Origin of the sequence: Acididesulfobacillus acetoxydans, from assembly GCF_902729405.1 — a bacterium.
Classification (GTDB): Bacteria; Bacillota; Desulfitobacteriia; order Desulfitobacteriales; family Desulfitobacteriaceae; genus Acididesulfobacillus; species Acididesulfobacillus acetoxydans.
In genome coordinates, this window is sequence record NZ_LR746496.1 from 2161853 (window position 1) to 2175700 (window position 13848).

10 protein-coding genes are annotated in these 13848 nt (G+C 47.8%); 8 read left to right on the forward strand and 2 right to left on the reverse strand.

The genetic code is table 11. From position 1 onward, the window contains the following. The first annotated feature begins 52 nt into the window (after positions 1 to 52). The 7 genes from rhaI to aldA all read left to right on the forward strand — a co-directional run bounded on the left by rhaI (position 53) and on the right by aldA (position 9420). Positions 53 to 1267 carry an L-rhamnose isomerase gene (gene rhaI, locus MNU25_RS09585; protein ID WP_240984861.1) on the forward strand — a complete coding sequence of 405 codons (1215 nt, stop codon included), beginning with the start codon at positions 53 to 55 and terminating at the stop codon, positions 1265 to 1267. A 131-nt stretch (positions 1268 to 1398) separates the two neighbouring features. Further along, positions 1399 to 2913, forward strand: a complete 1515-nt coding sequence (locus MNU25_RS09590; RefSeq protein ID WP_240984862.1) for a sugar ABC transporter ATP-binding protein — start codon at positions 1399 to 1401, stop codon at positions 2911 to 2913. 8 nt (positions 2914 to 2921) lie between these two features. Beyond that, the gene (locus MNU25_RS09595; protein WP_240984863.1) at positions 2922 to 3923 is read left to right on the forward strand and encodes an ABC transporter permease; all 1002 of its coding nucleotides are present in this window, start codon (positions 2922 to 2924) and stop codon (positions 3921 to 3923) included. A 3-nt stretch (positions 3924 to 3926) separates the two neighbouring features. After that, positions 3927 to 4934 carry an ABC transporter permease gene (locus MNU25_RS09600; protein ID WP_240984864.1) on the forward strand — a complete coding sequence of 336 codons (1008 nt, stop codon included), beginning with the start codon at positions 3927 to 3929 and terminating at the stop codon, positions 4932 to 4934. Between the two features lie 60 nt (positions 4935 to 4994). Next, positions 4995 to 6062, forward strand: a complete 1068-nt coding sequence (rhaS, locus tag MNU25_RS09605; protein WP_240984865.1) for a rhamnose ABC transporter substrate-binding protein — start codon at positions 4995 to 4997, stop codon at positions 6060 to 6062. A gap of 175 nt (positions 6063 to 6237) precedes the next feature. Next, on the forward strand, positions 6238 to 7722 hold the full coding sequence (locus MNU25_RS09610) for a rhamnulokinase (RefSeq protein WP_240984866.1): 1485 nt from the start codon (positions 6238 to 6240) through the stop codon (positions 7720 to 7722). A 249-nt stretch (positions 7723 to 7971) separates the two neighbouring features. Beyond that, a complete protein-coding gene (gene aldA, locus MNU25_RS09615; RefSeq protein WP_240984867.1) occupies positions 7972 to 9420 on the forward strand; it encodes an aldehyde dehydrogenase in 1449 nt (482 codons plus the stop codon). Positions 9421 to 9779: 359 nt separating this feature from the next. On the opposite strand, the gene MNU25_RS09620 is transcribed toward aldA, so the two are convergent. Together MNU25_RS09620 and MNU25_RS09625 are read right to left on the reverse strand one after the other, a co-directional pair. Next, a complete protein-coding gene (locus MNU25_RS09620; RefSeq protein ID WP_240984868.1) occupies positions 9780 to 10313 on the reverse strand; it encodes a hypothetical protein in 534 nt (177 codons plus the stop codon). Positions 10314 to 10432: 119 nt separating this feature from the next. Further along, positions 10433 to 11797, reverse strand: coding sequence for an ISNCY family transposase (locus tag MNU25_RS09625; RefSeq protein ID WP_240984869.1), 1365 nt, complete (start codon positions 11795 to 11797; stop codon positions 10433 to 10435). 417 nt (positions 11798 to 12214) lie between these two features. Between MNU25_RS09625 and MNU25_RS09630 the strand changes: the two genes are divergently transcribed. Then, a complete protein-coding gene (locus MNU25_RS09630; protein ID WP_240984870.1) occupies positions 12215 to 13717 on the forward strand; it encodes an IS1634 family transposase in 1503 nt (500 codons plus the stop codon). Positions 13718 to 13848: the final 131 nt, after the last annotated feature.

Below are 13848 nucleotides of genomic sequence, written 5' to 3' on the forward strand. Positions count from 1 at the left end.
TGCCTTAAACTTTACTTTACTGCGGAAAATACGCGGGGGGGATAGAGGATCAATGATGACTGAGGATGAAATAAAACTTTGGGTAAAAGTACAGGACAGCAAGGGTGTGGATATTGAAAGCGTCAAAACGCGCCTAAAGGCTATGGTAATTGAAACACCCACCTGGGGTTATGGAGATTCCGGCACGCGCTTTAAAGTTTTTAAACAGCAAGGGGCAGCGCAAAACCCATACGAAAAGCTGGAAGATGCGGCGGAGGTGCATCGCCTAACAGGAGTTTGCCCGAAGGTCGCAGTGCACATACCGTGGGACAAGGTCGATGATTACGGTGCTTTAAGACGATATGCCCTGGATCTTGGTCTTCGTATTGGGGCGGTGAATCCGAACCTTTTTCAAGATGAAGATTATGCACTCGGCTCACTATGCCACCCGCGCCCCGAGGTGCGGCAAAAAGCCCGTTCCCATATGCTTGAGTGCGTTGAAATCATGAAAAAGGTTGGCTCTAGCATCTTGAGCTTGTGGTTGGCCGATGGCACTAATTACCCCGGCCAAGACGATTTTCGTAAGCGCAGGCACTACCTTATGGACGCGTTAACAGAGGTTTATCAGGTTCTGGCTCCGGAAGCTCGCCTGTTGATAGAGTATAAAATGTTTGAACCAGCTTTTTACCACACGGATCTGGCAGACTGGGGTATGGCTATTAGCTATGCTGAGAAATTAGGGAACAAAGCGCAAGTACTGGTGGACCTGGGGCATCATGCGCAAGGTACGAATGTAGCGCACATTGTGGCTACTTTGTTGGATGAAGGCAAGTTGGGCGGTTTCCACTTTAATAACCGTAAATATGCGGATGACGACTTAATGGTGGGTGCCATCGCTCCTTATGAGTTGTTTTTGATTGCGCTGGAATTGGTGAGCGGGGAGCAGGATCCGGCCACCTCGGAGTGCGCGGGGAGGGTTTCTTATATGATCGATCAGTCCCATAATATTGAACCAAAAATTTCGGCTATGATCCGCTCCGTGATGAATATTCAAACCGCATTTGCCAAAGCCTTGTTGGTTCCCCAGGGGGAATTGAGGCAAGCCCAGGCAGCAGGTGACGTTATCACGGCTGAATCGCTAGTTAAGGGGGCCTTCGAAACAGACGTGCGTCCACTTTTAGCCTTGGTTCGCAAAGAGATGGGTTTACACACTGATCCTCTGAAAGCTTACGCGGAAGGTACTTACATTAAGACGATTTTGGCCAGAGAATTTCGTGGTCAGGGGTGATAGACCGACGTGGAAAGGAGCAGATTCCTGGCAAACGAGAACTAAAGAGAACAGTAGTCTGGGTTTTAAGAAGCCTACGTTATCAATAGGCGGAGCCGGAAGAGAGGAACAGAAGAACGGAGGAATCTATATTGTGTGACTGCGTTCTCCAAATCAGGGGCATGACAAAAGTTTTTTCTGGGGTCAAGGCACTCGACAGCGTGAGTTTCGACCTGAAGGCTGGAGAGGTTCATGCTTTGATGGGTGAAAATGGGGCGGGAAAATCCACATTCATAAAGGTTATTACTGGGGTTTATCAACCAGACGGTGGTGTGATTATTCTCAATGGGAGACAAGTACAAATTAATAATCCTAAAGATGCCCAGAAATTTGGAATAGCTGCCATCTATCAGCATGTTACCTGTTACCCCGACTTGACGGTGACAGAAAATATCTTTATGGACCATTTGGAGGTTTCGCCCAAAACCGGAAGGATTTTATGGAAGAGAATGCATGCTAAGGCTGCCGATCTGTTACGCCACCTGAGTTCGGAAATTGATCCCAAGACGTTAATGTCCGAGCTAAGTGTAGCACAACAGCAGATTATTGAAATCGCTAAGGCTATTTCGACCCATGCAAACATTATTATAATGGACGAACCAACCGCGGCCTTGACAAAAAATGAGAGCGAAGATCTTTATAAAATTACGGACCAACTCCGTAATAGCGGAGCTTCCATTATCTTCATTTCCCATCGTTTCGAAGATTTTCACCGGGTTGCTGATCGCGTCACTATCTTAAGGGACTCCCAATACATTGGTACTTGGGGCGTTAATGAAATATCTGAGGAGGAACTGATTGTTGCAATGGTCGGCAGGGAAATAAAACAGATGTTTCCGCCAAAGACGGCTGTTGCTAGAGAAGAAATTCTTCGGGTCAAAGGCCTTACAAAAACGGGCTACTTTTCCGATGTTTCGATTACTGTAAAAAGGGGAGAGATCGTGGCTCTGACAGGTCTGGTCGGGGCCGGCAGGACGGAAATCTGCGAGACACTTTTTGGTATTATGAAGCCTGATAAGGGTGAAGTGTATTTTGAGAACAAAAAAATCAGGATAGTTGATCCCAATACTTCCATGAAACTCGGGATCGGATACCTTCCGGAGGATAGACAGGTACAGGGCTTAATTATGAATTGGAGTATTCAGAAAAACATTACCGTTTCCAGGCTGGAGATGTTTTCGAACCGTGGATGGCTCAGGCCTGATTTGGAAAGGTCGAAGGCGGAAGAACTAGCAAGCATGGTGAACGTGAAGGCAAAAAGTGTAAATGCTCCGGCGTTGTCTCTTTCAGGCGGTAACCAGCAAAAGGTAATCGTAGCTAAGCTACTTTTGGCAGATCTTAAACTAATCATCCTTGACGAGCCGACAAAAGGTATCGATGTAGGAGCTAAATATGCCATTTATGAGATCATGGATAACCTTGCGGCGCAGGGGTACGGTATCCTCATGGTTTCCTCCGAGTTACCGGAAGTGCTGGGAATGGCTGACAGAATCGTTGTAATACGGCGCGGCAGAGTCTCAAAGACATTTTCCAGGAGGGATGCCACTCCGGAAAAAGTATTAGAAGCAGCTATGCCGATTGAAACTGCAGCATTGTGTCAGGAGTGATACTAGAAATGGGAAAAAGGACAAAAAACCTTGGAAGGTTCCAGCGTGATTGGTCACGCCAGGTTGGGCTTACCCTTTTTATAATTGCGGTTTCGGTTGCGGTCGATATCCGAAATCCTAGATTTTTCTCAGTTGTGAATTTGAGCGATATGATTTCGAACACGGCAATTCTTTCCATTCTTGCCATTGGTATGATGATTGTAATCATAACTGCAGGTATAGACCTCTCCATTGCATCAACAATGGCACTTTCCGGCATGGTCACGGCTCTCACTGTGCAGGCGAACAGGGGTTTGAGTCCAATGCTGGCACTACTCATAGGATTGGCGGTCGGGGTCCTGTGCGGGGGCGTTATCAGTGTCTTTGTGGTACGGTTCAGCGTAGCACCTATTATAGCGACGCTTGGCTTCATGAATGCCTATCGAGGTCTCACCTATCTTGTCAGCCATTCAAACTGGGTGGGGCCGGGTCAGATGTCTAACGGTTTCATGATGATTGCAAGAGGCAAGATACTCGGAATTAATAACCTTGTGATCATCGCCATGCTCCTTTATCTCTTGGCTTTCTATTTCCTTAATTATACTAGATTCGGTCGTCAGATTTACGCAGTCGGTTCCAATGCAGAATCTGCAAAAGTAAGTGGCATTAACACTAACCACGTACTATTTACAGTCTATGTGATTATGGGAGCTTTTGCGGGATTGGCAGGTGTTTTATGGGTGTCTAAATTTGCCAGCGCACAGGGAGATACCGCTCTGGGTTATGAAATGAATGTCATCGCTGCATGCGTGTTAGGCGGGGTTAGCCTTAGGGGCGGATCCGGCAAATTATCCGGTGTTCTGCTTGGTTCGTTGCTCCTTGGGATTCTCAACGACGCCTTACCGCTGATCGATGTTTCTCCGTTTTGGCAGTCGGCGATACAGGGCGCGATCATACTAGTCGCGGTCATTAGCAACGTCTTTTTCAAACGCAGAGTCGAGTATAAAACTCTGGCAAGGAGGAATATCTGAACCATGCCAAAAAGGAAAGAACTGATCACTGGCAGGAAATCATTTTCATTCAAACGCTTTTTTCTTCAGTGGGAATGGTTGCTGGTACTTGCCTTTATAGCAGTCAATATTTTTGACGCTGCGATTTCACCATATTTCCTTGACATGAATAATATCCTATCCTCAACCATGAATTTTCTTGACAATGCATTCATTGTTTTACCGATGGTTTTCGTGATCATGCTGGGGGAAATCGATATTTCTGTCGGCTCGACGGTTGCACTTTCAGCCGTTGTGATGGGGGTGTTTTACGACAAATTTCACACTCCCATGTGGCTCGCAGTACTCATCTGTCTTGCCGTAGGGGCGTTATGCGGCCTTTTCAATGGTATGATTATCGTAAAGTTTAAAGAAATCGCACCAATGATTGTTACACTCAGTACTATGACTATGTACCGTGGTATTGCACAAATTATAATAAGGGATCAGTCCGGTGGGAATTTCGCACCTTGGTTCAAATTTCTGAGCTGGGGATACCTAGGGTCCATCCCTTTCATATTGGTAGTATTTGCAGTTGCGGCTGTCATTTTTGGATTGTTACTTCACAAAACGAACTTTGGCAGGCGGGTTTACGCAATCGGAAATAACGAAATTGCCTCTTTGTATTCAGGCATACAAATTGGTCGCATCAAGTTAATTATTTATACGCTGACCGGTTTTATGTCAGGCGTCGCGGCCCTGTTTCTGTCCTCACGCATGGGCAGTACCCGCTCCGATATGGCTACGGGCTATGAATTGAACGCCATCGCGATGGTTGTGCTTGGCGGTGTGAATATTATGGGCGGGAGAGGACGGATGATCGGTGCGATTATTGCCGTTTTCATTATCGGTTTCCTGAAATACGGGCTAGGTCTTATCAACATGAGCTCGCAGGTTGTCTTGATCGTCATTGGTTTACTTCTAGCAGTGTCCGTGGCGCTACCGAATATCAAAAAAAGTGGCGGGAAGCAGAGAAAAACTGAAGAAGCCTGATGTTAATGTGGTGCAACACCGCATCGCATAAAAATAAAAACATTTTTAGGGGGTAAAAGAATGAAAAGGAAAGGCGTCCTCGCTCTGATGCTTACATCAGCAATGCTTATGTTAAGCGTCGCCGGTTGTTCGGGTAACAAGCCGGTTGCAACGGAAAACGGTACATCATCCGGAAAGGGTACTAGTGCAAGTTCCAACCAAGTTTATGCCATTATCGCGAAGAACACGGGTAATCCCTATAATCAGGCAGAGACCCAAGGTTTTCAGGATGCGGTCAAGGAATTTGGCGGAAAATCAATTGTTCGGGCTCCGGAGCAGCCAACTGCCGAAGGTCAAATAACGATTATCAATCAGCTTATTGCCCAGAAAGTAGCCTCAATTGCCATTGCTAGTAATGACGCGAACGCTTTAGAACCGGTGTTGCAAAAAGCCATGTCAGCGGGTATCAAAGTTCTTTCCTGCGACTCAGCGGTAAACCCGGCCAGCCGCATGGTTCACGTGGACCAGGCCGATCCGGTAAAGATAGGCCAGGTTGAGGTGCAGGCAATGGGCAAAATGATGAATTATACTGGCGAGTTTGCCATACTTTCTGCGACATCTACGGCGGACAATCAGAACACCTGGATCAAATACATGAAGGAAGAACTAAAAAAACCTGAATATAAGAAAATGCGTCTTGTCAAAATTGCTTATGGCGACGATCTACCAGATAAGAGTACCTCCGAGACGGAGGCGCTGTTGCAATCTTATCCCAAGCTGAAGGGTATTATTTCCCCGACAACCGTGGGTATCGCGGCAGCCGCAAAGGTTCTTTCCGATAAAGGTCTTGCCGGAAAGGTATATTTGACAGGTCTGGGCTTACCTAGTCAGATGATCACGTACATCAAGAGCGGCGTTTGTCCGTGGATGTATCTCTGGAATCCAATTGATATCGGTTATATCACGGGCTATGTGTCCAAGGCCTTGGTTGACGGTACGATTACCGGCAAAATCGGTGACACTTTTACGGCGGGACGGCTCGGAAAGTACACGGTTACGAAAGCCGCCGATGGCGGAACGGAAGTTCTGCTTGGACCTCCCTACAAGTTCGATAAAGCGAATATCGATCGGTGGGCAAAAGTGTATTAACCATTGCAGTGCATGATGTTCTATCATTCCTGCCGTGCCTTGGCACGGCAGGAATGATGCGCGTATTCCCAGCGTATCCCCTCAAAGCTTACGCCGAAGGACCGTATACCAAGAGCATCTTAGCCGGGGTTTTGACGGATAGAGTGGGTGAGTTGACACACAAGGGGGGTTGACCGTGCCAAAGTGGCGTGGAATGGCAGCCGATCTGGGTGCAAGCAACGGACGTACCGTTTTAGGGGAGTATGATGGCGCAAAAGTCAGTTTGGCTGAAGTCAGCAGGTTCTCCAATGTGCCGATCAATTTAGGCGGTACACTTTATTGGAACTTTCTCGGCCTTTTCCGCGAGGTTGTAGCAGGTTTATCCAAAAGCTCAAGCCAAGGCAAGCCGCCCGTGAGCCTGGGAATAGACAGCTGGGCCGTTGATTTTGGCTTGCTTGATGCGAGTGGGGAGCTGATGCAAAACCCGAGGCACTACCGTGATCATCACAATGAGGGTATGATGCAGGAGGTTTTTGCCCGGATTCCGGGTGCGATCGTATACGAACGCACCGGAATTCAACTGATGCAAATCAATACCCTATACCAGCTCATGTTTCTGCGCCTGTACCGGCCGGCATTGCTCCAGGGAGCTAAGGTTCTCTTGCTCTTTCCGGATCTGATGATCTATTTTCTGACGGGAGTCAAAATTGCCGAGTTTACAAATGCGACTACAACTCAGTTATTCAATCCGTACCTGGGCACCTGGGATCAGGAACTGATGTCAAAACTGGACTTGCCCAGACAGATCTTCGCCCCGATCGTTTCTCCGTTCCAGGTTATCGGTCCGCTTCGCCCTGATATAGTTTCCGCTAACCGAACTGAGAAGCTCTCAGTGGTGACTGTAGGAGAACATGACACAGCGTCGGCGGTTTTTGCCATTCCGTATGAGGCAGAGAACTACGCCTATATTTCAAGTGGCACCTGGTCTTTGGTAGGTACCGTGTCTGAAAAACCTCTCATTACCGAACTGACGGCGAAATACAATTTTACGAATGAGGGTGGGGTTAACGGAAATTACCGGGTGCTCAAGAATGTGATGGGTCTCTGGCTGCTGCAAGAAGTCCTACGACGACTTGACCAGGCTGGGCAAAGTTTCAGCTACTCGGACTTGTCAGCCTTAGCTTTAAAGGCACAGGCCTTCGAATGTGTGATCGATCCGGATGGTTCAGACTTCCTGGCCCCCGTGAATATGATCGAAGCGATTCAGGCTTACTGTTTGCGGACCCACCAAAGCAAACCGTCGAATCCGGGGGCAATAAGCCGGGTAATCTTTGAGAGCCTGGCACTTAAGTATCGTTTCGTCATTGAGAAACTTGAGCAGGTTACCGGGCGTTCTCTGGAAGTCATTCACATTGTCGGTGGCGGGGTTCATAATGAGCTACTGTGCCAAATGACGGCTGACGCGACCCATAAACCGGTTTTGGCCGGACCGGCAGAAGCAACCATTATCGGTAATATCTGCGCTCAGCTCATCGCCGTCAAGGAGCTTGGGCCGGCGGAGGTGCCGTTGCTTGTGAGAAATTCTTTTCCGCCCCAGGTATACACGCCGCAGAAGGACCGGTCAGCGTGGGATCAGGCTTATCTCAAACTTTTGAGTCTCATGGGAGAGCGGGGAGCTTGACCGGAACGACGAGAGTTGCAGAGAGAAAGTGGTACGAGCCTAAAAAGTTAAAAAATAAAAGATATAAAGCAACAAGTAAAAAGTTGAGTGATCGCAGCAGGAAACATAAGGGATAACGGTAAGGGATAACGGTAAGGGATAACGGTAAGGGATATTGCGACAGGTAAAACATTGTCAAGAAGATTGCGATCGCCATTCAGAACAGCAATCCAAGCCCATGAAGAAGAGATGAGGGAGGAAGGAACCCGAATGAAAAAGTATCAACTGTACATTGACGGGGAATTCGTGTCAAGGCCTTCCGGCAGGGTGATAGCGGTAACCAACCCAGCGACGGAAGAAGTCATTTCCGAGGTTCCGGCGGGAACTGTGGAAGATGTGGCAGAAGCGGTAGTCGCTGCGGAGAGGGCGCAAAGGTCCTGGGCGAAGCTGCCCGCCGTGGAACGGGCCGGGTATTTGCATAAGATTGCTGATGGCCTGCGGGAAAATGCCGAAGATTTAGCGAGAACGATTGCGGAGGAACAAGGAAAGATACTCCCGTTATCGCGGGTGGAAGTGGATTTCTCCGCTGATTATCTGGACTATATGGCTGAGTTTGCCCGTCGCTATGAAGGCGAAATCATTCAAAGCGATCGCCCCAATGAGAATATCCTGCTCTACAAAATGCCGATTGGCGTTGTGGCGGGAATCTTGCCCTGGAATTTCCCCTTTTTCCTCATTGTCAGGAAGATGGCTCCTGCCTTGGTCACCGGGAATACGATCGTGCTCAAGCCCAGTTCGGAAACCCCCAATAACGCTTTTGAATTTGCCAAGATAGTGGAAAAATCTTCTTTGCCCAAGGGGGTTTTCAACCTAGTATCCGGCTCAGGCGGAGTGGTCGGTGCGGCCCTGGCCGGTCATCCGAAAGTCGGGATGGTCAGCCTGACCGGGAGCGTTGAGGCCGGTATCCAAGCTATGAAGGCAGCGGCCAACAACGTGACCAAAGTGTCCTTGGAACTGGGAGGGAAAGCCCCGGCTATTGTCATGGCGGATGCGGATTTAGATTTGGCCGCGCAAGCCATTCGCGACTCAAGGGTGATCAATACCGGTCAAGTGTGCAACTGCGCCGAGAGAGTTTATGTTCATGAGTCCGTGGCTGAGAAGTTTATCGCAAAGGTAACCCAGGCCATGCAGAACACCAAATATGGCGATCCTTTGACGGAAGCCGATCTGGACATGGGACCGCTGGTAAGCAAACAGCAACTTGAGAATGTCGATGCCGCCGTGCGGCAGGCGGTCAAAGACGGAGCCCAAGTCGTTTTGGGAGGCAAGGCTTCAGAGCGTCAAAAGGGCTACTATTATGAACCCACGGTCCTGACGAATTGCCGGCAGGAGACCGCTATCATGAGACAGGAGATTTTTGGGCCGGTTCTTCCCATCACCACGTTCAAGGATCTGGATGAAGCGATAGAGATGGCGAACGATTGCGAGTATGGACTGACTTCGTCCATCTATACACAAAACATTGATGTGGCCATGCGGGCCTGCAACGAAATTAAATTCGGTGAAACTTATATTAACCGGGAAAACTTTGAGGCCATGCAGGGCTTTCATGCCGGGTGGCGTAAGTCAGGCATCGGGGGTGCCGATGGCAAGCACGGGCTAGAAGAGTATCTCCAGACCCATGTGGTTTATCTGCAATACAATCGCAATGTGAAGTAGAATCAGGTGCTGATAAAGAAAGAAAGGAAAACAAAAACCGGCGGTGTGCTTCCGCCGGTTTTTGTCTATTTGTCTGTTCTCTTTCGACATGGGTATACTTTAGTTCTTCCTTCCTATTCCGGGGCTATCCGTAATTTTTTAACGTTGATATCGGTGAGTAGGCATAATGTCCCGTAAGCAGAGATTTCCCGGTCCAGCTCATGGGCTTCATTTCCCCAGTTGTGTGTTAGCCCTCTTGAAAATGAGCCCACGCTCAATAGAAATGGCACCAAGAAATATTTAAAGAGTTACTGAATCTCCCCATGGCTAAAGCCGGCTTTTGCCATGGGGAGATTCAAAAGACGAGAACAAGGACGGGATTACTGCGGGGTCGCTGGTTTATAGGATGTGAAGCGTTTTATGGCAGCTTGGGCTTCAGAGAAATTCGCAGCGGCGTAGAGGGCTTTCAACAATTGTTCCAGAACGTTCAAGTCCTGGAGCCGCTGGACCGTGTCCTGGAGCGATTTTGAAGCTTCACCGTATCGTATGGTCAGATAGAGAGCAATGGCTTCTTGCGTAGCTTTGATTTCTCCGGTCAAAAGGCCCCTTTGCAGTAACCGGGCATCGTAGAGTACGAAACGCTTTAAGTCTTCAAAACCAGCGGTGGTCATGAACTCGAGATGGAGCAGGGTCTCGTCTTCCAAGAGGAATATGTAGTCTGTCCGGTTTTCTTTAACCTCCAGAACAGGTAGAACCGTGGGGATCACAGCTTTGATTCCGGCGGTGTTCAGTCCGAAGACCTTGAGAGATTTGTCCTTAAAGGTTTCGGCCATCGCCTTCATGATCACGTCGTTATTCTGCCGGGTTATTTTGGTTTCCTTGAATTCACCCCTCGCAAATAGGAAAATCGGCATTTGATAGTTAGATTGCCCTGAAAAAGTAGGTTTGCAAACCGTCCCTTGACCGACCCCCTGGGATCGGAATACATCAGTATGAATCCCCGGCATTGTAGAGGGGTATTCCTTGCCATTTCCTAATTCATGGCGGCCAATCTTCTTAAATTGTAGGTCAGTATGCCAAATCCCACCCAGATGCTAACTCCGCGGTGTCCTCTGAGCAGACTCCTCCCCAGGCCATATTTACGTTTCAAGATGCTAATGGTTCCTTCTCCACCAGCACGCCATGCTTGCAGACGTCGAAACCATCTTTGCCTTTCATGGGTTTGTCGCTTCTGAGTTTTCTTGCCCTTCTTTGGGATGGATATTCGTTTTATCCCCAGTTCGGTTAAAGCTGCTTCATTCTTACCACTGCTGTAACCACGGTCAGTGGCAACAGCGTAAGGGATCCGCCCAGTGTTTTCGATGTGGCGTCTCACGGTGCCCAAGAGCAAACTTTCATCGCTGGGGTTGCCTATATGGATTTTGTAATCCGTAACCAGACGGTCTTCATTCTCTGTGATTTCGGTCTTATAGCCAAATTCCGTCGGGCTCTTCAACTTGCCCTTCTGGATAGGCCTCGCGTCAGGATCATAGAGGCTAATTACCCGTTGCGGGATGTGTGTTTTTCCGCTGTTCACCTGAAGCGTTTGATTGACAATCTTGTCCGTGGTATGAATGAGCTTGTCCAATTTCTCGATCGTATTTTTTAGAGCTGGGCTTATTTGCTCGCCCCAAGTCTCTTCAACTTTATCCATTATCCGATGGGCATCGGAAATCGTCTCAATCGCTTTATCCACAAGCTTATCCGTGATGTTGCGAACCTCCTGTACCGCCTCATGGCTTCGCCGTTTCAAGGTCTTGCCGATTTCCAGTATCCGTTTTTTCGTTGAACGAAAACGATTCCTCATCTTAGGAACTGTGCCACTCACTTGATCGCAAAGGCGGTTCGCCTGTCGGGTTATGGTTTTTACTGCATCCGCCAGCAGATGGGCATCCGTTGGGTAGTGAACATTGGATTCGGTTACTGTAGTGTCCGTACGCAGCCGCCGGTTCCGTGTCATCTGTTCCTGACTCGCCTTAGTAACAAGTTTTTTGTTCAGATCCTCAATGATTTTGTCCCCGTATTTCTGGCTCAGCTTGATCAATGTCGTACTGTGCGGCACTAAGGCATCGAGATCAACGCGGCAGAACCGCCGCCATTTGATACTGTCACTGACTTCGCTAACAAGTGTTTCATAGCCAAATCCATAACAGAATTTGAGAAACATTAGACGGAGATAAGTTTCCACCGGAACAGTTGGTCGGCCAATACGAATATTCCAGTGAGAGAGAAAGGGCTCCATAAATCGCTCATCATCCAAGAGACGATCAACCGTCTTGAGTTCTGGGCTTAGTTCCAGCACTTCCTTCGGCAAAATGGAGTCCCAAATTGTAAGCTGTTCGTTGCGAAGTCGTAACATTTTTTGCCCCCCAAAAAAGGATTTTCATGTCCCTTTGGAGAACCACAGGAACGAGGAATTCTCTAAAGGGTGGTTGTGGAGTTTCGTTGTTTGGTCACTTCTAAATTTCCACAAAATCCTAGTGAATTCCTTTTTGTTTCGAGGGATTTTTGCACAGAGTTTGCTTAGTTTTTCAGGGCAATCTAGTTAATGTTAGTAAAAGGAAACCCGCAGGGTCACTCTTATTATATTACCTTGATTCCCGGCAAAAATTATACCTACAGGACTTTTGATTTCATTTAGCCAATTTAGTTGGAAAATAGCCTGCTTTCAAGCTTGTTTGTTGCAGAATCTCTTGAAGTTTATTGTTTTTTCCTTGTATTCCCCCTCGCTTGTAGGTATAATAATTTATACCTACAAGCGAGGGGAGGGGTTACCGTGACTTCCATCATTAGGCAAAAGGTTGGGGATAAGATTTATCTTTACGAGTCAGTTTCTTTTCGCAATGCCGACGGCAAGCCGAGAAACAAACGTGTCCCTATCGGCAAAATTAATCCCATAACCGGAAATCCGGTGTATAAGCCTGAATACCTGGCCCGTATGGCTGAACAAGGAACTCCCATTGAAATACCAGCAACCAACATGACCTTTTCTATTGAGGAGATCCAGCGTTCATCCATCAAGGATTATGGAGCCTTTTATCTCTTTCAGAGCATTGCGCAAAGCATTGGATTGCTCAGGGCTCTGGAGAGAGCCTTACCGAATTACTGGCAAGAGGTATTCAATCTGGCCTGTTACCTTATTTCCTCCGGAGATCCGTTTCTTTATTGTGAGGATTGGATTAACAGTACCGAATGCCTTCCGGTCGGCAGCATGTCGTCGCAACGCATCAGTGAATTGTTGGCGGCCATAAGCCCAGACTCAAGAGAGGCTTTTTATCAGGAATGGTGCCAGTGCCGGAGTGAACAGGAATACCTTGCCCTCGACATCACCTCTGTCTCCTCCTATTCTAACTTGATTGAAGACGTTGAATGGGGATACAACCGGGACAAGGAAGCGCTTCCCCAAATCAACCTTTGCATGCTGATGGGGGAAAAATCAGGGCTTCCTATCTATCAGACCGCGTACAGCGGCAGCCTCAAGGATGTCTCAACGTTGAAAACTACCTTGTCCAAAATGAATGCCTTATCGAAAGGTAAACCCACCCTGATTGTGATGGACAAGGGTTTCTTCAGTACCAAAAATGTAAACGCCATGTTGAATGATGCGGCCAAACTACGCTTCGTCATCTCGGTTCCCTTCACCTCCGGCTTTGCGAAAAAGCAGGTGGAAAGCGAACGCAAAGATATTGACAGCCTTCAGAACACAATGGTTTTAGGGGAAGATTCTGTTCGCGGGGTCACCAAACTTAGAGCGTGGAACAAAGACCATAAGATTTATACGCATGTTTACTATAACGCCATGAAGGCGATGAAGCTTCGCGAGAACCTTTATGCGCATGTCGCACTTCTGAAAGAACGGGCAGAGGCCCATCCTGCAGCTCACCTGCAGGAAGAAGAATATAGCAAATACCTTCTCATCCGCAACTCGGAGAAATCTCCCTCAGGCTATACCGTCAGCATTAAAGAGGAGGCCATCAGACAGGAGCTGGAGACAGCCGGTTGGATGACCCTCATAACGAATGATGTGGCCAACGCTAAAGCAGCTCTCCGAATATACCGGGAAAAAGATGTTGTGGAAAAGGGCTTCCTTCGCTTAAAAAATAGTCTAGACCTTGGAAGATTAAGGGTACATAAGGACGGTATTATGCAGAACAAGATCTTCATTGGTTTTATCGCACTCATACTTGCCGCACATATCCACAAGGTCATGCTGGAAAAGGATCTTTACAAAAAGATGACCATGAAGAAATTGCTCATCACCTTATCTAGATTCTGGTGAAAAACTCTTTAGAAAACTTCCTCGGATAAACCGAAAAAATAAAGGAATCCCCTTGGAATTGGTAGAAATTTAGAAGTGTCAACAAACTAAATTCTGCCAAAGCTCCCCCGGAAGATTCCTAGTAGATAGAT

What these genes read in the sequence shown, in the direction of transcription:
- rhaI (WP_240984861.1), top strand. Translation starts at nt 53, where the DNA reads ATGATGACTGAGGATGAAATAAAACTTTGGGTAAAAGTACAGGACAGC.
- MNU25_RS09595 (WP_240984863.1), top strand. Translation starts at nt 2,922, where the DNA reads ATGGGAAAAAGGACAAAAAACCTTGGAAGGTTCCAGCGTGATTGGTCA.
- MNU25_RS09600 (WP_240984864.1), top strand. Translation starts at nt 3,927, where the DNA reads ATGCCAAAAAGGAAAGAACTGATCACTGGCAGGAAATCATTTTCATTC.
- rhaS (WP_240984865.1), top strand. Translation starts at nt 4,995, where the DNA reads ATGAAAAGGAAAGGCGTCCTCGCTCTGATGCTTACATCAGCAATGCTT.
- aldA (WP_240984867.1), top strand. Translation starts at nt 7,972, where the DNA reads ATGAAAAAGTATCAACTGTACATTGACGGGGAATTCGTGTCAAGGCCT.
- MNU25_RS09620 (WP_240984868.1), bottom strand. Translation starts at nt 10,313, where the DNA reads ATGCCGATTTTCCTATTTGCGAGGGGTGAATTCAAGGAAACCAAAATA.
- MNU25_RS09625 (WP_240984869.1), bottom strand. Translation starts at nt 11,797, where the DNA reads ATGTTACGACTTCGCAACGAACAGCTTACAATTTGGGACTCCATTTTG.